Origin of the sequence: Rhizorhabdus argentea (assembly GCF_037861105.1) — a bacterium.
GTDB lineage: Bacteria > Pseudomonadota > Alphaproteobacteria > Sphingomonadales > Sphingomonadaceae > Rhizorhabdus > Rhizorhabdus argentea.
Map to the genome: position 1 here is coordinate 14,231 of NZ_JBANFK010000015.1, position 20,202 is coordinate 34,432.

General features: G+C 63.4%; 18 protein-coding genes. 4 read left to right on the plus strand and 14 right to left on the minus strand.

What is annotated here, in order from left to right; genetic code table 11:
* Positions 1-8 precede the first annotated feature (8 nt).
* The 3 genes from AAC645_RS13860 to AAC645_RS13870 form a co-directional block, all read right to left on the minus strand.
* The gene (locus tag AAC645_RS13860) at positions 9-887 is read right to left on the minus strand and encodes a TIGR03619 family F420-dependent LLM class oxidoreductase (protein ID WP_340316830.1); all 879 of its coding nucleotides are present in this window, start codon (positions 885-887) and stop codon (positions 9-11) included.
* A 124-nt stretch (positions 888-1,011) separates the two neighbouring features.
* Entirely contained in the window at positions 1,012-2,262 is a 1,251-nt protein-coding gene (locus tag AAC645_RS13865; protein ID WP_340316831.1) for a cytochrome P450, read from the minus strand.
* 138 nt (positions 2,263-2,400) lie between these two features.
* Entirely contained in the window at positions 2,401-2,805 is a 405-nt protein-coding gene (locus AAC645_RS13870; protein ID WP_340316832.1) for a putative quinol monooxygenase, read from the minus strand.
* 128 nt (positions 2,806-2,933) lie between these two features.
* Between AAC645_RS13870 and AAC645_RS13875 the strand changes: the two genes are divergently transcribed.
* Entirely contained in the window at positions 2,934-3,398 is a 465-nt protein-coding gene (locus tag AAC645_RS13875; RefSeq protein WP_340316833.1) for a nitroreductase family deazaflavin-dependent oxidoreductase, read from the plus strand.
* A gap of 32 nt (positions 3,399-3,430) precedes the next feature.
* On the opposite strand, the gene AAC645_RS13880 is transcribed toward AAC645_RS13875, so the two are convergent.
* Positions 3,431-3,742, minus strand: coding sequence for an NIPSNAP family protein (locus tag AAC645_RS13880; protein ID WP_340316834.1), 312 nt, complete (start codon positions 3,740-3,742; stop codon positions 3,431-3,433).
* 69 nt (positions 3,743-3,811) lie between these two features.
* Complete coding sequence (locus AAC645_RS13885; protein WP_340316835.1) at positions 3,812-4,471, minus strand: glutathione S-transferase family protein; 660 nt, start codon at positions 4,469-4,471, stop codon at positions 3,812-3,814.
* 244 nt (positions 4,472-4,715) lie between these two features.
* On the opposite strand from AAC645_RS13885, the gene AAC645_RS13890 reads away from it, so the two are divergent.
* Positions 4,716-5,987 (plus strand): cytochrome P450, encoded by a 1,272-nt coding sequence (locus tag AAC645_RS13890; protein WP_340316836.1) that lies wholly within the window; start codon positions 4,716-4,718, stop codon positions 5,985-5,987.
* On the opposite strand, the gene AAC645_RS13895 is transcribed toward AAC645_RS13890, so the two are convergent.
* The 7 genes from AAC645_RS13895 to AAC645_RS13925 all read right to left on the minus strand — a co-directional run bounded on the left by AAC645_RS13895 (position 5,971) and on the right by AAC645_RS13925 (position 14,167).
* On the minus strand, positions 5,971-6,132 hold the full coding sequence (locus AAC645_RS13895; RefSeq protein WP_340316837.1) for a hypothetical protein: 162 nt from the start codon (positions 6,130-6,132) through the stop codon (positions 5,971-5,973). The genes AAC645_RS13890 and AAC645_RS13895 overlap by 17 nt on opposite strands.
* Entirely contained in the window at positions 6,129-7,757 is a 1,629-nt protein-coding gene (locus AAC645_RS13900; RefSeq protein WP_340316838.1) for a long-chain-fatty-acid--CoA ligase, read from the minus strand. Before AAC645_RS13900 ends, AAC645_RS13895 begins: the two co-directional genes overlap by 4 nt.
* On the minus strand, positions 7,754-9,316 hold the full coding sequence (locus AAC645_RS13905; RefSeq protein WP_340316839.1) for an AMP-binding protein: 1,563 nt from the start codon (positions 9,314-9,316) through the stop codon (positions 7,754-7,756). Before AAC645_RS13905 ends, AAC645_RS13900 begins: the two co-directional genes overlap by 4 nt.
* Before the next feature lie 46 nt (positions 9,317-9,362).
* Complete coding sequence (locus tag AAC645_RS13910; protein WP_340316840.1) at positions 9,363-10,619, minus strand: cytochrome P450; 1,257 nt, start codon at positions 10,617-10,619, stop codon at positions 9,363-9,365.
* A 120-nt stretch (positions 10,620-10,739) separates the two neighbouring features.
* Positions 10,740-11,030, minus strand: a complete 291-nt coding sequence (locus tag AAC645_RS13915; protein WP_340316841.1) for a YciI family protein — start codon at positions 11,028-11,030, stop codon at positions 10,740-10,742.
* A complete protein-coding gene (locus AAC645_RS13920; RefSeq protein WP_340316842.1) occupies positions 11,027-11,626 on the minus strand; it encodes a MarR family winged helix-turn-helix transcriptional regulator in 600 nt (199 codons plus the stop codon). The genes AAC645_RS13915 and AAC645_RS13920 overlap by 4 nt, the downstream gene beginning before the upstream one ends.
* A 108-nt stretch (positions 11,627-11,734) precedes the next feature.
* Positions 11,735-14,167, minus strand: coding sequence for a TonB-dependent receptor (locus tag AAC645_RS13925; RefSeq protein ID WP_340316843.1), 2,433 nt, complete (start codon positions 14,165-14,167; stop codon positions 11,735-11,737).
* A gap of 289 nt (positions 14,168-14,456) precedes the next feature.
* Here AAC645_RS13925 and AAC645_RS13930 point away from each other — a divergent pair, with 289 nt between their 5' ends.
* Positions 14,457-15,662, plus strand: a complete 1,206-nt coding sequence (locus AAC645_RS13930; RefSeq protein ID WP_340316844.1) for a phosphotransferase — start codon at positions 14,457-14,459, stop codon at positions 15,660-15,662.
* Between the two features lie 12 nt (positions 15,663-15,674).
* Here the strand turns inward: AAC645_RS13930 and AAC645_RS13935 are convergent, their stop codons facing one another.
* Together AAC645_RS13935 and AAC645_RS13940 are read right to left on the minus strand one after the other, a co-directional pair.
* Positions 15,675-16,352, minus strand: coding sequence for a glutathione S-transferase N-terminal domain-containing protein (locus AAC645_RS13935; RefSeq protein ID WP_340316846.1), 678 nt, complete (start codon positions 16,350-16,352; stop codon positions 15,675-15,677).
* Positions 16,349-17,788 carry an FAD-dependent oxidoreductase gene (locus AAC645_RS13940; protein WP_340316847.1) on the minus strand — a complete coding sequence of 480 codons (1,440 nt, stop codon included), beginning with the start codon at positions 17,786-17,788 and terminating at the stop codon, positions 16,349-16,351. The genes AAC645_RS13935 and AAC645_RS13940 overlap by 4 nt, the downstream gene beginning before the upstream one ends.
* Before the next feature lie 188 nt (positions 17,789-17,976).
* Here AAC645_RS13940 and AAC645_RS13945 point away from each other — a divergent pair, with 188 nt between their 5' ends.
* Complete coding sequence (locus tag AAC645_RS13945) at positions 17,977-20,202, plus strand: molybdopterin-containing oxidoreductase family protein (protein WP_340316848.1); 2,226 nt, start codon at positions 17,977-17,979, stop codon at positions 20,200-20,202.

The following is a 20,202-nucleotide window of genomic DNA, read 5'->3' on the forward strand; positions in this document are numbered from 1 at the left end:
GAAAAAGATCAGGTGCGGGCGATGACGCGGTTAGCGAAGTCCTCGATCACGCGGCGTTTTTCGTCGAAGCTCGGATAGGCCTTGCCGATCATGTGCTCGACCGGTCCGAAATGATGCTTGCTGATGCCAAGGTCGGCGGCACGGCGATAATCATCGAGTGTCGGCAGCGTGCCGTCGGCATGCGGGCGCAGTCCGACCATGAACTCGAACGGCGCATGCTCGCGTCCCGCTTCGCGCCGGCCCTGTTCGATCAGGGCGATCTGAGCCGGCAGTTCGTCGAGCGTTGCCGTCATCCCCATCCAGCCGTCGCCGATCCGGCCGGTCCGGATCAGCGCGGGCGGCGCGACCGAGCCGATATAGATGGGGATCGGTTGCGTCGGGCGCGGCTCGGCATGAGTCGGCGGGAAAGTGAAGAAACGTCCTTCGTGCGAGACCGGCCCCTCGCCCCACAGCTTGCGCAATATCTCGATCATCTCGACGGTGCGAGGGACACGTGTGTCGAAGTCGACTCCGGCCATCTCATATTCGTCCCGCATCCATCCTGCGCCGACCCCGAGAATGAAGCGATCGCCGCTCACCCGTGACAGCGTGGCGGCGGCCTTGGCGACGAGGAAAGGGTTGGTGCGATTGGCGAGGACCATGATGCACGATCCGAATTTGAGCCGGGTCGTGCTGGCGAGGATGGTTGCGCCGGCGACGAACAGATCGGGGAAGACATAATCCCATGGCAGCGGTGCGCGCTCGTTCGGATCATGATCGTCGGATCCGGCGGGCATGAACCAGTGATCGTCACCGAGCACGCCTTCGAAGCCGACCTCCTCGGCCAGGTGCGCCAGGGCCACCATCTGCTCGGGCTGCGTGTTATGGATATGCAACCAGTAGGACATCTATCTCTCCCGTGGGTGCCTGTGGCAATCCCCGGCCATGGATGCCCCGAGATTGGCTTTCAGGCAATGTTCTTGATTGATAAATAGTTCGCCAGCGTTCTATCCTGGACCGGAAAAACGCCCGTCAGCGCCTTTCGAAGTCGATCCACAAGCGACTTGGACCATGCGCAATGTAGCTGGTCATCCATTCCACGCTCGCGTCCCCGCGAGACTGGCGGAATCCGGCGAAGTGGCGGGTGAGCGCCTGGAAGGCAATGCGCAGCTCGCCTCGGGCGAGCTGGTTGCCGATGCACAGATGCGGACCAGCGCCGAACGCCAGATGGCTCGACGCATTGGCGCGGTCGAGGTCGACGGCATGCGCACAGGCATATTGCGCCGGATCGCGGTTCGCTGCACCGAAGCGGACCTCGACCAGTGCGCCTTCGGGAATCTCGGCACCGCCGATCTCGACCGGCTCGGCCACACGTCGGAACATCAGCTGGATGGGCGAGCGAGTGCGCAGCACTTCCTCGGCGAACTGCTTGGCGCGCGCCGGGGCCGCGTGGATCGTCTCGGCAAGATCGGGCTGTTCGGTGAACCACAGCATGCCCGAAGCCAGTGTCGTGGTGGTCGTCTCATTCCCTGCGACCAGCAACTGGTGGATGATGCTCAGCAGCTCGCGGACGTCGAGCAACCGACCTTGCGTTTCGGTATTGGCGAGGTGGCTGATCAGCGTCTCGTTGGGTACGGCACGGACGCGCTCGATCTCGGCGGCGAGATAATGCTGCATCTCGGTGGTGATCTCCGCAATTTCGACCTCGCGTTCCGGCGTCAGCATCGGGTTGACTGACTCCACCGACACGTCGGACCAGAGCTTGAAGCGATCCATGTCGGCGCGCGGCACGCCAAGCTGCTCGGCAATCACATACATCGGCAGGCGGATTGCGAAGGCATCGAGGAAATCGACCTCTCCCTGCGCATCGCGGGTCGCCGCCATGGCATCGATCAACTCCGCCACGATCTCCTCAATGCGGGGTTCGAGCGAGGCTACACGCGGCGGCGTGAAAACCTTGTCGACCAAAGTGCGGTAGAGCCGGTGCTCGGGCGCATCGTTGGAAACGAGCGTGTCGATCGGCATCCAGCCTTTTTCGGCATAGATGCGATTTGCACCTTCGTTCGAGCGTGTCCCGGTCAGCCCGGTCCGGTTGCGTAGCGCCCGCGTGTTCAGCAACGCCTTGCGGATATCTTCATAGCGGGTGAGGATGTAATTGCCCGTGACCGGGTCACGATAGACGGGCTCTTCTTCGCGTAGCTTGTCATAGCTTTCGAACGGACATTGCTGCACGGCTGGATCCGCAAAGGTGATCGGAGCGGTTGCGCCAGTCTGGTCGGTCATCGGGCAAATCCTTGTTTCGATAGAAGGCAATTGGCCGCGTCCGGCAAGCTCGCCAGGCGTGCTGCCGTGGAATAGGACGCGGTCCGCCGCGCCAGCCGATGGCGTTGTCCTCCTCGAGCCAGTGGCGGACGGCGTCGCTCACAGGAAAACCGCGCCGGTCTCGCCGGAGCGCGGGTGAACCGCGGACGGCCCTGCGGGATAGGCCTCGAACAGGTCTCGCGACGCTGCTTCGAGGCCGGAATAAAGCTGCATTTCCATTGGGCGGTCGCACAGTTCGAGCAGGCCCGCGACGGCATCCTTGAAGTGTTGCGTCTCGCGCACAGCGACGACCGCTGCTTCGTCCTTCCACGATTCCATGGCGACGAACTCATTTTCATCGCGGCCGAAGCCGTAGAACACGAAGTTGGTGATCGCCTGCAATCCGGGGATATCCGCCCGCCACAGCGCGTTGAAGCGCGCGACGAACTCGTCTCGTTGCCCGGGCGCGATATGATAACGCGATACGAAGGCATTGGCGTGGATCACGATCGGCTCGATGTTCACCGGGACTCTCCTTGCCGCGAGCATCCGGATGGGCGAATGCTCGCGGGACAACACATGCACTAGCGAACGAAATGCTAGCGTACCAGTTGCAATGGAGTCTATAGTTAAGCAGCGACCAAGGAGGCGGAATGATGTCGGTGCCGACTTACGAGGATATTCCAAAGGATATCAACAAGTTGATCGGAGACCATCTCCGATTGTACCTTTCGGATCCGGCAGCTGCGCATATGTGGGACGCCAGTGCGGTGGGCATCGATGGCGCTGTGACGACGCTGCTGCTGACCACGACGGGTCGCAAGAGCGGCGAACCGAGAAGCGTGCCGCTGCTTTATGTCGGCCATGGTGATGGCTATCTCATCATCGGTTCCAAGGGCGGCAATGTCGAGCATCCGGTGTGGTTCCGAAACCTCCAAGCCAATCCCGAATGCGAGATCCGCGTTGGCGCCCCGCCGGTGAAGGCGCGCGCGCGCATATTGGAGGGCGAAGAGCGCGCAGCGGCCTGGAAGGAGATCACCGATCGCCATCCGGTATATGCCAAGTACCAGGCACGGGCGCCGCGCGAGATTCCGGTCGTGATGCTCGAACGGCTTTGAGCCCCTTCAGCCGATTCAAGGCCGCCTCTCGCTCAGGCTGCGGGGGCATAGGGCGCCGGAACGGCGAAGCTGATCGTCTCGCGTTCGATCGTCTCGCCAAGCGTCGCTTCCAGCGCAGGGAAGTCCGGATGGGCCATCAGCACTGCAATGCCTTCCGCATAATGGTTGAGATCGCGCAGTTTCCAGATGTGTCGCACGGTGTACATGCGCCCGTCGATCTGGAACAGGGCATCGCGCAGCTCCCAGCCGCATTGCTCCGTAGCGAGCTTCACCACCTTCGCCATCGCGGCGGCGAAGCGCTCGGCCTGGCCATATTTCAGCTCGACCGTGACATGCGTGAACAATGCTTCTCTCCTCTGTTTTTCGCCGGCGCCTTCGGGCGCACCCCTTCAGGCTGTGCCAAACACACAGACTCAGCCGGCTCCGTTTGACCTTTCTTCTTCTCTCTTTCGATCGGCCGCCTCGAAATGATCGATCTGATCGGCTCGGGCCTTCTTGAAGGCAGTGCGGCTGGTCACGCGGGCGACATAGGCCTCGGTCGCGGGCCGGTTGCCGAAAGAACGAATGTCCGAAATGCGCAGCACATCCGCCATCAACAGGTCTGCGACAGTGAAGCGCCCGGCGGCGAGCCATTCCTGCTCGCCCAATACTCTTTCCATATGGTCAAGGCGCTGGGCCACCCATCCAGTAAGGCCATTGTTCTCGTCACCATATAGCTTCAGGAACCACCACGGTACGGTGACCATCTCGATCGAGTTGAGCGCGGCGATCGTCCACTGCAATGTTTCTGCCTCTCCTGCCGGATCGCGCGGCATCAGCTTGTCGCTTTTCCGGGCGAGGTGCAGCAGTCCGGCGCCGCTTTCGAATATCTCCACCCCGTCATCTTTCAGGAACGGGACTTGGCCAAATGGCTGATCCGCCAGATGATTGGTTTCGCGGCCATCAAATGGTACCGTGCGCACTGCGTAGCTGAGACCAGCTTCCTCACACGCCCATCGCAGCCTTAGATCGCGGACGAAACCACGAGGGCCTTTGGGAACCCAGTCGTAGGTCCAGATGGTCAATTCGCTCATGGCAGCACGTCCTTCCTTTATCAGTTGAGGGAAATGACCCAGATCGGCTGATGCTCCAGTCGAAAGCTATTTTGCCGTTGACCCATTTGCGTCGCTCGCACGGCTCGCCGCATCGGTGCGTTTTAGCACAGCCTGCCTGGAAGCCCGCTATTCCTCAATGGGTTGCGGCTGTTCTGCAAAATAGGTATGCTGACGTACCAATGAAAGCGGGATGCCGCAACGACACACGGATGAGGATAGCAACATGGCCGACGGTGCCGATTCGCTGACGCTGGAACGCTACAGCCCGTTCGATCCGGAGATCATGGCATGTCCCCATGCCAGCTGGGCGATGCTGCAGCGCGAGGCGCCGATCTACCGTGTCAACATGCCCGATGCGCCGCATCCGGTGTACCTGGCGACCCGCCGCGAGGAGATCGACTTCATCGCCAAGCGGACCGACCTGTTTTCCAACGCGCCGCTGCCGACCGTATGGCGCTGGGGCGAGTTCGAGCCCGCGCTCCAGGAGATCTTCGACAAGACCGGCCAGAAGGTTGTCTATACGGTGCAGACAACCGATCCGCCCGAGTCGCAGATGTACCGCAAGGTGTTGACCGACGCGCTGGGCCCGGGCCGGGTCAAGGAATGGCGGCCCGAGATTGACGCGATCATCCAGCGCCTGCTGGCGGCAATTCCGGACGGTGAGGAGGTCAACTTCGTCGAGGCTTTTTCCGTTCCGCTGACGCTTCACGTGATATGCCTGATCCTTGGCGTCCCTTACGACGAGGCGGATTATTACCGCTTCTACTCGGACGAGTTCACCCATCTCGTAGACCCTGCCCACCCGATCGAGCGTGCTAAGATCGCGATGGAGACGGTGGTCGAAGGCTATGGCAAACTGCGCGAGAAGCTCGAGGGCTATCAGGTCTGCCCGGCGCGCAACCTGATGAGCGCGATTGCCAACGCGACCTATCAGGATGGCCGCCCGACCACGATGGATGAGGCGTTGTCGATGGTCCACACTTCGGTGATCGCCGGCAACGAGACGACGCGGAATGCGCTGTCTTCGGCGATGTTCACGCTCGCCCGCGATCCGGCCCTGTGGGCGCGGCTGCGCGACGATAGAACGAAGATCGCGGCCTTTATCGAGGAGGTGCTGCGGCGCGACGGGCCCGCGGTCACCACCCCGCGCACCGTGCTCGAGGACGTCGAACTCGGCGGCGTACACATCCCGAAGGGATCATGCATCTTCGTGATGTGGGCGGCCGGCAGCCTGGACGAGCGTGTCTTCCCCGATCCCATGACCTTCGATCTCGACCGCAAGAACAAGAGCGCGCATTCGACCTTCGGGCTGGGCGTCCACCACTGCGCGGGCAGCGCGCTCGCGCGCGCGGAGCTCAGTCAGGCGGTCGACAGCTGGCTGACCAGTTTCGAGAGCGTTGAGCTGACCGTTCCCGCGGAGGACGTGCATTACGACGCGGTGTTCGGCTTCCATGCCCTGAGCAACTTGCCGGTCCGCTTCAAGCGGTCGGGCTGAGCAGCCGTCCGCGCGCTTCGGCGCTGCGTTCCTGCTGGGTGCGGCGCTGCATGGAGGAGCGGCCGGCCTCGGCGGCGTTCTTCTTCCCATTCTTCGCCTTGCGACCGGCGGGAGGACTCCCGACAGGAGCGTCGATCTCGATCACGTCCGATTGTCCGTCAATCGGCGGGCGGGAATCTGCAACCCTGCGCTCGAGGGGGCTGTTTGGCACTTCTCCGATGACATCGCTTCGCGCAAGGCGCGCTTGTCGACCTTGCCGAGTGTATTGAGTGGAAGGCGGGTGACGAAATGGATTGCTTTAGGGGTCTTGTAGCCGGCGAGCCTGCTGCGCGCCCATCGCGTGATCGCCGCGGCATCGTGCGCTGCGCCCGGCCGCACGACGATAACGGCGGTCACTGCCTCGCCCCAATGCGCGTCGGGCAATCCGATCACCGCGACTTCGGCGACATCCGGATGGGCGGCGACGACCTGCTCCACCTCGGCGGGGTAGACATTCTCGGCCCCGGTGATGATCATCTCCTTGATCCGCCCGCGCACGAAGAGATAGCCTTCCTCATCCAGGAATCCCGCGTCGCCCGTCCTGATCCAGTTCCCCGGGCACAGCGTCCGCGCGGTTTCTTCGGGCTGGTTCCAGTAGCCGACCATGTTCGCGATCGAGCGGATGCGGATCTCGCCGACTTCGCCGGCGGGCAGAGTCTTCCCTTCGCTATCCGTTACGATCAGCTGCGTTGCGGGCAGCGCCTTGCCGGCTCCGGTCATGCGGCGATTGCCGGCCGGATCATGATCTTCCGGCGGCAGTGCGACGGTCGTCCCGCTTGTCTCGCTCATGCCGTAGCTCTGCGCGAAGCGGCAGCGGAATATCGAGAGCGCTTCGCGCAGCAGCGGCAGCGTTATCGGCGCCGAGCCGTAGATGATGGTATCTATGCGGCTATAGTCGATCGACCGCGCGCGCGGATGATCGAGGATCATCTTGATGGCAGTCGGCACCAGCGCAAGCTTGCTGACGCCGTCTGCTTCGATGGCATCGAGGGTCCCGTCCACCGTGAAGGTCGGGTGGATTATGGCGCCGCCGCCGAAGAAGAGTGCTCGCGCCAGCATGCCATAGGCGGCGATATGGCCTAGCGGAGTGGCGGCCAGCGTGACGTCGTCGGCGTTCCAGCGATCCCAGGAGAGGGTGGAGCGGAGCGTGTTGATACCGAGCAGGCTGCGGTGCGATAGCATCACCCCCTTCGGACGCCCGGTGGTGCCCGAAGTATAGACCTGGATCGCGATCGATCGCGGATCGTCCTGCCGGTCGAAGCCTGTGCCGCTGGCTGACAGCCAGTCACTCTCACCGAGCAGGTCGTCGGCGTGTCGGCTCACGATTGCGGGGCTCGATTGCACGAGCGCAGCGACGGCCTCGGCGAACTCGGGCTCGAAGAACACCATCCGCGCGCCTGCATCGGCTGCGAGTGCCGCAATCTCGGCCGGTGCGAGCCGCCAGTTGAGCGGCACCGGAACTATCCCCGCCTTGTTCGCGCCGAGCGTAAGGATCGGGATAGCGTCGCTGTTCCGCCCCAGGAACAACAGTCGGTCTCCCGGCTGGATGCCGTCGCGGACGAGGCTCGCCGCCACCCGATCGGTGAGCGCATCGAGCGCGGCATAGTCATGGCGCCGCTCTCCGAAGCGCAGTGCCAGCGCGGTCGGCCGGGTCAGGGCGTGGTGGCGTATCGTGGCGTGCAGGGTCGGCACCGCAAGATCGGCAAAAGGATCCGGACCAGCGTGGGTCATGCGCCGATCTCCTCGCCGCTCTCGATCGCGTCCCGGATCACCCGCTTCAGGATCTTGCCATTTTCGTTGCGCGGCAGGGCGGCGACAAAGCGGAACTCGGAAGGGCATTTGATCGATGAGAGGGCGGCGCGGCACTGCGCATCGAGTTCCTCGGCCAGCCGGTCGCGCGCCAGCCCGCCAAGGTCCGTGCACAGGATCGCCACGACCGCCTCGCCATATTCGCCGTCCTGGCGCCCGACCACCGCCGCTTCGCGCACGGCGGGATGGGCCTCGATCACCGCCTCGACCTCTGCCGGATAGACGTTGACGCCGCCCCGAATGATGAGGTCGCTCCGCCGCCCGCTCAGGAAGAGATAGCCGTCCTGGTCGACATGGCCGAGATCGCCATAGGTCGCGAAGCCTTGCGGCGTCAGGCTGCTGCTGCCGCTGGAGCCATCGAGATAGGTGAAGGGCACGCCGCCTTCGAAGGTGATGAGGCCGACCTCGCCGGTTGTGAGTTCGACCGAAGGCGCCTCGGGATCGAGGACATGGATCGCGCCGCCGATCGACCGTCCCACCGAACCCGGACGCAGCAGCCATTCCTCGGACCGGATCAGGGTGATGCCGGCATTTTCCGAGCCGCCATAATATTCGATCAGGATGTGCCCCCACCAATCGATCATCGCGCGCTTGATCGGCAGCGGGCAGGGCGCTGCCGCATGCAGGGCGATGCGGTGGGCGGGCGCCGCGTGGCCCGCGCGGTCTTCTTCCGGCAGTGCGAGCAGGCGGCTGAACATCGTTGGCACCCACTGCGAATGGGTGATCCCATGCTCGCGCAACGCGCGAAGCGCCGAGCCCGGGTCGAACTGCGGCAGGATCACGGTCGTTCCGCCCCCCTCGATGACACGGGTCAGGAACCGGCCGGTGGCGTGATAGACGGGCGATGCCGAAAGGTAGATGGTTTCGGCGTCGAGTTCGTACGCCATGCGCATCTGCCGCTCGAGAGCGGGCAGCTGGTCGCCGTCTTCCCATCGCACCAGCGCGCGGCGGATGCCCTTGGGCCGGCCCGAGGTGCCCGATGAATAAATCAGCTCGCGCCCAACATGGCTGGGCGTGCGCCACATCGAAGGCGATGCCGCGCCGCCCTCGGACGCCAGATCTTGCCAACCATCCAGCGATTGATCCTGCGTCAGCCAATGTGCCGGGCCATCGCGGCCGAGCGCCGCGCGGACCTCGATCGCCGCCGGCAGGGCGCCGTCGTCCGCGATCACCGCGCACGCGCCGCTGTCGTGCAGGATATGGGTGAGTTCGGCGCCGCGCATGCGGGGGCTCAGGGGGATGAAGTACAGGCCGGCACGGCGGGCGCCCCACCAGGCTGCCAGCGTCTCCCCCCGATTGCCGAGCAGCGTCGCGATGCGATCGCCGACCTGCAGCCCGAGCGACTGCAGATAGGCCGCGAACGATGCCGCGCGCCGGTCGAGCGTCGCATAATCGAGCACCGTCCCCCCGATCGTGTGTGCGGCAATCTTGTGCGGTCTTTGCTGCGCATTGCGGCCGAGGGCGTCGAGCTCAGCCGTCATCGAGGAACTCCGCTATGGAGGTAGTGCGCAGCGTCCATCCTGCAGCTTAGCGAATTCGAGGTGCAGGATCGAACGCGATGTCGAGGCTACCGATAGTGTGGAACATCAGGCTTGGCTGATAATCGGTCCGGCTGTTATCGAGGATGCGCATGTTCTTCAGGCGCTTCAGCAGATGGTTGAAGCCAATCACCAGTTCCTTGCGCGCGAGCATCTGGCCCAGGCAGCGATGCACGCTCGGTGGGCCAAATGCGACGTGGGTCCGGGCATTGCGCCGCCAGATGTCGAACCGGTCGGGCTCTTCGAAACGGCGCGGATCGCGGTTGCCGGCATCGTAGCGCAGCAGCAGGGTCGCACCCGCGGGAATCGTGACTCCGCCCAATTCGGCATCGCGGTGGGCGATGCGCCACATCGAGGATGCGGGCGTCTCGAAGCGCAGGATTTCTTCCACGGCATTGTCCATCAATGTCGGGTCCGCGATCAGCGCCTGCATCTGCTCCGGGTGGCGAATGAGCTGGACGAGGCCGCTCATGAGGGTGTTTCGGGTGGTCTCGTTGCCCGCCACGGACGTCTCGACCGCAAGCGCTGTCGCTTCCCGGTCGGTGAGCGGCGTCACGCCGTCGACATGCGCGCCGACCAGTCCGCTCAACAGATCGTCGCCGGGCGCGGCGCGACGCGCCTCGACGGTGGCGCGCAGGTAGCGACGTTGCTCGACGATCAGTTTCGCCGCCTCGATCTCTGCCGCCTTGTCGCCGGTCCTCCCGACGATGCCGATGACCGCGTCCGACCAGATTTTCACCTTGTCATACATGTCGCGCGGCAGCCCGAGGATGTCCGCGATCACATAGGTCGGCAGCAGGACGGCGAACTCATCGACGAAATCACAACGGCCGCGCTCGATGAAGCCGTCGATCAATTGGTCGACCAGCGTCTCGATCACGGACGTCAGATGGGAGACGCGGCCGGTGGCGAAGGCTGCGTTGACGAGGGCGCGATAGCGCTTGTGTTCGGGATGGTCGGTGGTGAGCAGCAGGGTGGCTTCGAGCGGCTCCTGCATGAGGATTTCGATCACCTCGGGATGCATGTTGCCGGCCATCAGCAAGTGCCCGAAGGCATTGGAGAAATCCTCGGTGCGCTTTGCGACCTGCTCGATCAGGGCAAGATCGGTAACGACAAAGATCTCCCGGCCGGCGGGATCGATCGTCCGGGCGACCGGCGCGGTGGCGCGCATGTCCGCCATCATCGCAAACGGATCGGCGAGATTCTCATGGTCGTAGAAGCGATCGGCGACCGTCGGTGCGTCCATGTCTCTCTCCTGTGGGCGTGGATTCCCTCAAGCGCTAAATAGCAAAAAGGATGTCAGCATACCATGGCGCCGCTTGTGAATGATGAGCGGGCGGACGACAAAACCGGAAGGCCAAACCTCTCAGGCTGGCAGCCAGGCGCCGATCGCCGGCCGTATCGCCTGTATCTGCGGCTCGGGCGCAAAAATGCCTTCGATCGCGAAGGGGTCGGCTGCGATAAGAGCTCTTACTGCGGCCTCATCCTCAGCCTCGATCAGGAAAGCGCTGCCTTCCGGTGTGTCGCCGGCCAGCATGGCGCCTGCGACCTTCACCGTCCCAGGCTTGCCGGTCCAATAATCGATGTGACGCTGTCGGTGTTGCAACCGCGCTTCCAGCGCGCCCGGGCGGTCGCGCGCGAGCACCAGGAACATCATTCGCCGAAGCCGATGTCGGGTTCGGCCGCGGCAGCGGAGCGTTTCGACGAGACGCCTCCGTCTGCCGCTACGTCGGCCGCGATGTCCTTGAGGTTGCGCTTCACCTGAAGCAGGGCGCGCTCGACCGTTTCGACCTCGATCGGCGTCAGGCCTTTCAGTACCCGGCGGTTGATCTTGGATGCGACCGTCACCATCAGCCGGATCACGTCATATCCCTTTTCGGTGATGAAGACGCGCTTGGCGCGGCGATCCTCTGCATCGGCACGGCGTTCGACGTGGCCGCTCGCCTCGAGCCGATCGATCAGCCCGCCGACCGTAACCTTGCCGACTTCCAGCAGGCGGGCGATGTCGACCTGGGTCATCCCGTTATTGCCGCCGCGCGACAGGGTGCTCAACATCGACCATTGGGCGCGGGTGATGCCATAAGGGCGCATGACATCATCCATCACCGACCGACGGATGCGAGACACGTCATGCACGAGATAGCCGAAGCGGAACTGCTTCGCGGAAGGCCGCCTATTACCGTCGGCATCGGTTTCATGCGGTTTTGCCTTCGGCTTTCGTGACGCCTTGGTGGGCGCCGTAGTCGCTGTCATCTAGATACTCCGCTGCAGATGCAGATCTGTATTCGATTGTAGCGCTACGAACAATGCCGCACCCAACGATACGCGATCCGCATCATATGCCTCCGCCCGATCCTTCGATTAGAAATTGAAGATAATCTCTCCGCCGAAGGTGCGCGGCGCCCCCGGGGCAGTCGAATAGGCCGAGCCCGATGCCTGGGCATAATAGTTGAGATTGTACTTTTCCTTGGTGATGTTCTTCATCCAGAACCGCAAGGTGAGATGTTCCAGGCTCGCGGGGGTGAATGCGATCGACCCGTCCAGCAGGAAGTGCGACTGCTCCTTGATGACGTTGTCGGCATCCCACGGGAAGCTGCTCGCCCAATTCGCGTTGAGGTCGAGCGCCAGCTTGCCGGCGTCGCTGATGTCATGTTCGTAGTTCGCGCCGCCGCTGAACTTCCACTTGGAGGTGTAGGGCATGCGGTTGCCGTTGCAGCTGGTGGTCGACTGATCGAGATTGCCCGGTGCGACCGTGGAGTATCGGTAGGTGGGGCAGTCCACGGTGCCGTTGCCGTCGACATCGGCGAAGCTGCGGAACTTCGCGTCGAGATAGCTCCCGGCGATCCGCAGCGTCAGGTCGCCCGTAGCCGCGAACGACATATCGAACTCGCCGCCGCGCGTTCTCGCCGATCCGGCGTTGGTCAGGAAGACGAGGCCGTTGCGCTGGGCCTGCACCTGCGGGTTGCCGATGTCATTCCAGAACAGGGCGGCGTTCAACCGCACGCGATTGTCGAAAAACTGCGACTTCACGCCGACTTCGTAAGCGTCGACGATCTCCGGCTGAAGCGCCGGGCTGTCGAGCGGCAGCGTATTGAACGTGCCTGCCTTATAGCCGCGGCTATAGCTGGCATATGCCATCACGCGATCTGACAGCTTGTGGTCGATCGACGCCTTGTAGGTGAGCTTGTTGATCTTCTTCCGGAAGTTCGGGTTCGGCGCGTTGCAGGTGCCAGTGATCGGCGCCAGGCCTCCCGAGAACAGGTTGGCGACCAGGTTGGAGCAGGCATTGTTCGCGTCGAACTTCTGATCCGTAACGGTGACGGCGCCGGGCCCTGCAATGCCGGGCAGGAATACGAGATCGGTGTGTCCATTGCCCGAAACTTCATCATGGTTGTAGCGCAGGCCGGCGGTGATGTTGGTCGTGTCGGTGATCGGGTAGGTCAGCTGCCCGAAGGCTGCATAGGATTTGACCTTCTGCTGGCCGTAGATGTTGATTCCCTGCAAATTTGCCAGGTTCGGGCCGGGGCCGCGGATCGTGGTGGGATTGAAGCCGCCGTCTGCATTCAGATAATAGCCGCCGAGGATCCACACGACCTTCGAGGATGACTTGGATTTCAGCTGAAGTTCCTGCGAGAACTGCTTGTCGACGACGTTGAGGTCGTAGCGCAGCCAGTTATAGTCGGAATAGTTACCCGCTGAATAATAGAGTTCGTCGGCCTTGCGATAGGCGGTGATGCTGACCAGGTCGGCGAAGCCGAGTTCCTGATCGATGCGAACGGAGCCGCCGCCACCGTTGGAATCGTCATATTGCTGCTCGGCTAGCGATACGTCGTAGAACCCCAGCGGCGGCAGGGCCTGCGACGGCGTCGGCGCATCGAGCGGTGCCGGGAAGCCATTGTGGGCCGCATCGGGCGAGCCGCCGGCCGTGCCGGGGAACGGCCGCGAATAAACGCCGATCTGGCTATGCGACGCCTGATAATAGCCGATCAGCTTGATGGTCGTCGTATCGGTCGGCTCCCACAGGATCTTGCCACGCATGCTCACGCTGTGGCCTTTCCAGTAATCTTCGCCGCCTGGCTGGTAGCCGAGCGACGGATTCCGTCGGTCGATCAGCTTCTTGTTGCGCCCCCAGCCCTCGTCCTGATTATGATAGCTGAGCGAGAAATTCGCCGCCAGGCGGGAGGTCACCGGCAGGTTCACATAGAGCTTGCCATCCATGGTCTCATAGTTGCCATAGCCCATATGGACTTCGAGCGCCGCTTTGTCGGTATCCGGATCGCGCGTGTAGATCGAGATCACGCCGCCGCTCGCGTTGCGGCCGAACAGCGTTCCCTGCGGGCCCTTCAGCACCTCGACCCGATCGATGCTGGCGAGATCGAAGAAGGGGAAGGCTGCGCGAACGAAATAGACATCGTCGATGTAGATCGGAACGCTCGCCTCATTGCCGGCGGTCGTAACGGGATTGCCGATGCCGCGGATGAAGGTGGTGACGACGCCGGTCGCCTTGCCGATCTGCAGCGCCGGATCGATGCGATTCAGCTCCTGGACTTCGGTGATGCCGGCGGATTGCAGCTTGGCGCCGCCGATCGCGGTCACCGAAATCGGGGTGTCCTGAACATTCTGGGACCGCTTCTGCGCGGTGACGACGATGTCCTGAAGGCTGTTGTCGTTCGCCTGCTCGGACTGCGCCAGAGCGGGATGGGCGGTCGCCAGCGCAAGCAGGCAGGCGCTGCCCGCCAAGGCCGCGCGCGAAATGCGTGATGTGGCCGGTACTCCGGTGCAGTACGTGTTCATAGACATCCTCCTCGCTGTTCCGCGCGACTTTTTCGCGTCGGCGATCTTCGTGTTCCCGCCTGGTCCCGATCGAGCCTGGCATAGATAGTACGCCTGCAGCTAATACGTAAGCAGTCCTATTCGTCAATCGCTCTCATCAGGTTTGTGGGCGAGTGTGACTATTTTCTCGCAGTCGGCCCGGCTGCGACGTCCGTATCTGTGATCTGGCGGTGCTGCCCTGATTATGGTAAGCCAGCACACTAGTGTGGTCTTCAGAGCCAGCGGACCTTTAAAAAGACAGGAGAGTAGCGTGGAGAGAATCGCCGAACGCGACCGTGCTTCGGAAGACAGCGTCGACGCTGTGATCGCACGGCTGCAGCGCCGGATCGCGGAAGAAGCCTCCGCGCCACCGCCCAGCGGCGTCGACGACATCCCCGCGCATCTCGACCAGGTGACGCCGGAATGGATAACGGCCGTGCTTGCAGGTGCACATCCAGGCGCACGTGCCGAGGCGGTCGAGATCCGCGGCGGCAGCGACGGCTCGACATCGCGGCGCGGCCTGCGGATAATATGGAATGAGGCGGGCCGTGTTGCCGGCCTTCCTGAATATGCGTTCGGCAAGGCGACGCCGCTGCTCCAGAACCGGCTAGTTTGCGGGATGAGCGGCGCGATGTTCAACGAGCGCGACTTCTATCTCAACGTTCGCCCGGAACTGCCGATCGAGGCACCGGTCGCCATCTATGCCGCGGCTGATCCGGACAGCTTCCGTTCCGTGATGCTGTTCGAGGATCTGGCTGTCCGCGGTGCGCAGTTCACAGATCCCTATTTCGTCGTGGATCGCCCCAAGGCCGAGGACATGACGAAGCTGCTCGCGACCTTGCACGCCCGGATGCTGGGAAGCCCGCTGCTGAAGCGGATGCCGCTCGTCAAATCGACGCTCCAGTTCCAGCTCGATGTAAACGCGGCGATCGATTTCGAGAGCCGGAGCAACATTGGCATCGATCGCGCCGGCTCGGCCCTTCCGGCCTCGATCTCCTCGCGCAAGGAGGCGATGTGGAATCAGGGGCTGATGCGCTCGCTGGAGATAAACATCGCCCAGCCGAATACGCTGACGCATTGCGACGTCCATATAGGCAATTGGTATTTGTCGGGCGAGGGCAGGATGGGACTGACTGACTGGCAGTGCGCGTCCTACGGTAACGGCGCGATCGATCTTGCTTATGCGCTCAGCTCAGCCTTGACGACAGAGGATCGCCGCGCCTGGGAAGCCGATCTCGTTCGGCTCTACGCCGAAACGCTGCGCGAACAGGGCTCGACCGACGACACCAGCTTCGAAACGCAATGGCTGCGCTATCGCCAACAGATGTTCCACGCCTTCTACAACTGGGTCTATACCCTGGGCGCGGGCGAGATGCAGCCGAACATGCAGCGCGACGACATCTCGATGATCAACATCCAGCGTATGGGGGCCGCGATCGACGATCTCGACTCGTTGGATCTGGTTCAGCGCTGTTGATCCGTTCGATCCTCACTTGATATTGAAGAGGATGCGTCGAGTTTCTTCGTCTGGCGTGATCGGAGCGGCCACTTCGAAATCGGGCATGGCGCGAGCGAAGGCGGGGCGTGCTTCCATCGCGGCATGCCACCGCGCCACATTGGGATAAGCGTTCAGATCGATACCGTGATGCGTCCGGAACAGCACCCACGGCCAGCAGGCGACGTCTGCGATCGAGAATTCATCCGCGATCCAGTCGCGTCCTTCGAGGCGCCCGTCCAGCACGCGATAGAGGCGCGCTGCCTCGACCGAATAGCGGCGAATGCCATATTCGATCGGTTCGGGGGCATAGTTGCGGAAGTGCCCGGCCTGGCCCAGCATCGGTCCCTGCCCGGACATCTGCCACATCAGCCAGGCGAGCACGGTGCTGCGCGGCCGCAGCGCGGTCGGCAGCAGCCGTCCAGTCTTTTCCGCCAGGTAGATCAGGATCGCTCCCGATTCGAAGAGAGACAAGGCCGGGCCGCCATCGGCCGGATCATGGTCGACGATCGCCGGGATCTTGTTGTTGGGACTGATCGCCAGGAACTCCGGTGAGAATTGCTCGCCCTTCGTGATGTCGAGCGCCACGCGGCGATACGGAAGGTCCAGTTCCTCCAGCGCGAGCAGCACCTTGATGACATTGGGCGATCCGGGGCCGTAGACATCGATCATGCGGCCGCCCCTTCCGCCGCGGGCCCCTGCATGCCGACACCCGCATGGGCGGCCGCCGACCGACCGGCCTGCCGGCCGAGGATCACCGCTGACCCGATATACATGCCGCCGCCGGCATCGCGCCTGCCCTGCACGACACCGATCGTCTCGCCGGCCGCGAACAGGCCGGGAATGGCGCGACCGTGCGCGTCGAGTACATGGGTCTCCACATCGATATCCAGGCCCGATCCAGTGCCGCCGACGATCGCGGCGCGCACCTCGACCGCGTAGAAGGGCGCTTCGGCGATGGGAAAATATTTGGGCGACTTCTTCATGAACTGGGGGTCCCCTCCCAAGGCGCATCCCGCGTTGTAGCGCCTTATAGTTTCCTCCAGAGCGATCAAGTCGATGCCGCATTGGGCTGCGAGACCGGCGATGGTGTCGGCAGTCTTGATGCGGCCGTTCTTGACCTGCTCCCGGATCGTCGCCTCCTGCCAAGTCGGCGTGGTCATGCCGGTGCCGAAGGGGTCGAGATATTTGCCGTCGTTGCTTGCCTCCGCCAGCGTCGGCTCGTCGAACACCGCGAAGCCATGCGCGCCGGGTTGCTCGTTGAGCAGATAGCCGCACACGGAGAATGACGCCGTCTCGGGCATGAACCGGCGGCCGGCCTCGTTCACGACGATGGTCCAGGGCGGCAGGAATGCCTCGACATATTTTCCGAAGCCGGCGGTCGGCAGCGGCAAGCCGTTGTCGATGCCGACCACGCCGGCACCGATTGCTTCGCCCATCAGAATGCCGTCGCCCTGGATGGTCGGCGCTTCCTCGTGGATCGTCCACGTCCAGGCGCCGTGCTGCGCGGCCGACGGAAATAGCCGCGCACGCAGGTCCGGATTGTTGCCGATTCCGCCAGTGGCGATAATCACCGACGGTGCGCGCAGATCCATTCCGGACGCGTGGACGCCGACCACCGCACCATTCTCCAGCAGCAGGCGTTCGACCCTTGTGCCGACGGCCGTCTGCACACCAGCCGCTCCGGCTGCATTGATCAGAGCGTTGGCCAGCTCGAATCCGGCGCCTTCGCAGCAATGGCCTCGGGGAACCGATTCGACACCCGAGGGTACGATGAAGGGAAATTTCGCGCCCAGCCCGATCAGCCATTCCAGGGTCGGCCCGCTCTCATCGGCGATGTGACGGATGATGTCGGGCTGGAGCGCCCAGTGATTGAGGGCCATTACATATTCGAACATCGCATCGGCGCTGTCGCCCTCTATGCCCATTGCCCGCTGCGCGCTGGTATTGGCCGCATAGAAGACGCCGCCCGAGATGGCGGTTGCGCCGCCCAGCTTGTCGGCGGCCTCGAGTAGCATCACGCTGGCACCTGAACCAGCCGCCTCGATGGCGGCGGCCAAGCCGGCGCCGCCGCCGCCAATTACGATAACGTCGAAATCCCGTTCCATTTACCTCTCCGGACCTTCCAGCGAGCGATGCGCGGTCCCCGGACAAAATAGTTGGTTTACATACTATCGCAAGGCTTGCCGCAACATGCATGCGTTGATGAATGTAACCTCGTGACTCGGTATTTGGAATAAAGTAGGCTACCTTACGATCGAGCGGGCCAAGCGAGTCCGGGCCATTGGAGATGGACATGTTGGAAGATCCCAGCACACCAGCGGCGGAGCAGATCTCGGCCGATCGGACCGATTCGGTTCGCGAGGCCACGTCCTTCTGCCGGATTTGTGGAGGGGGTTGCGGGGTGCGGCTGAAGATCGATGCGCAGGACCGCATCGTTCATATTCGCGGCGACGACGAGCAGCCGATGTCGAAGGGCTATGCCTGCTTCAAGGGACTGCAGGCGGAAGAGGCACATCACGGTCCGGCGCGGCTGCTGCGCCCGCTCAAGCGGCAGGAGGATGGCAGCTTCGTCGAAATCGGCCTCGAGCAGGCGCTCGATGAAATAGCCGAGCGGCTTCGTCCTTTCTACGAGTCGGATGATCGCGAGGCGATCGCGCTGTTCAACGGCAACGGCTCCACGCCATGCTCGTCGGCGCACGGCATGCATTACAGCTTCATGGAATCGATCGGCTCGCGATCGCATTATACGACGCTGACCATCGACCAGTCGGCCAAGCTCATCTCGTTCGAGCGGCTGGGCGGCTGGCCGGGCGGGCTGCAGGCGCTCGACCAGTCCGACGTGGTGCTGTTTTTCGGGACCAATCCGCTGCTCTCGCACTCGTGCATCGGCTGCATTACCGCCGATCCGACTCGGCGGCTGAAGCGGGCATCGAACGATGGCCTGAAGCTGATCATGGTCGATCCGCGGCGCAACGAAACCTCCCGCTACGCCACGCTGATGTTGCAGCCGATTCCCGGCCAGGATGCGGCGATCGCCGCGGCGCTGATCCGGATCGTCATGGACGAGGGTTGGAGCGACACCGATTTTACCGACCGTTTCGCGACTCCCACCGGGCTGGCGGCGCTCCGCGCCGCGGTCGATCCCTTCACTGAGGAACTGGTCGAGCGGCGCGCCGGCCTGCAGCCCGGCCAGATAAGGGCGGCCGCGGAGATGTTCGCACGCGACAACAAGCGCGGCGCGGCCTTCACGGCCACCGGTCCGTCGATGGCGCCTTATTCGAACGTCATGCAGCACCTGGTCGATGCGCTCAACGTGGTGTGCGGCCGCTATCGCCGTGCGGGAGACCGGATCGCCGTCGACATGCTCAGCCCCGAATATGCGGTGCACGAGGAAGTCATAGCACCGCCGCGTTCGTGGCAGGCAGTACCCGACGGCCGCATTCGCGGCGTCGGCTCTCTGTTTCGCGAGCGTCTGAGCGGCACGCTGCCCGAGGAAATCCTGACGCCGGGCAAGGGGCAGGTGCGGTGTCTGATCGTGAGCGGAGCCAATCCGGCCAATTCGGTGCCGGACACAAGGCGGATGGCCGAGGCGCTGCGTTCGCTCGATCTGCTCGTGGCGATCGAGCCCTATATGACGGCGACGGCTAAACGGGCGCATTACATCCTGCCGCCCAAGATGCAGTATGAACGCGCTGACCTGCCGCTCAGCATCCCCGGTTTCTCGTTGTTTCCGGACAATTGGACTCAATATACGCCGGCGCTGCTGAAGACGCCGCCGGGCTCCGAGCTGTGTGACGACTGGTATCCCTTCTGGGCGATCGCCAAGCGGCTCGGCTTTTCGATCAACTATGTCGGCAAGCAGGAACTTCCGAGCGATCACGCGCCCAGTACCGACGATCTGCTCGAAATCCGATTGCGCGGCGCGCGCGTCTCGCTCGACGAGGTCAAGAAATATCCGAGCGGCCATATCTGGGACGTCGATACCTGCTTCATCCAACCCGGCCGTCCCGAGGCCGACGCACGGTTCGACCTGATGCCGGACGATGTCGCCCAGGAGGTTCGCGATTATCTGGCGCTGCCGGTTTCAGCCGAGGAGATCCGTTCGAACGGCAAGGTCTTCAGTCATCTGCTTTCGAGCCGCCGGATGCGCGACATCTTCAACAGTAACGGCCCGCAGCTGCGTCGCGTGCGGGAGCGCAATCCGTATAACGCGGCCTATCTCCATCCGGACGACCTCACCGCGCTCGATCTCGGCAATGGCTCGGTCGTGCGGATCACTTCCGATCATGGCAGCATCCTTGCCGTCGCCGAGGCCGATGACTCGATGCGGCCCGGGGTCGTGTCGATGGCGCATGGCTGGGGCGGCGATCCCGTCGAGGACGAGAGCCGGTGGGATGGCGCCGCCAACGTCAATCTGCTGATTGCCTGCGACCGCGATGTCGAGACGCTCAACGCCATGCCACGCATGTCCGCCATCCCGATCAACATCGAGAAGGCCGATGTGGCGCTGCGGGAGTAG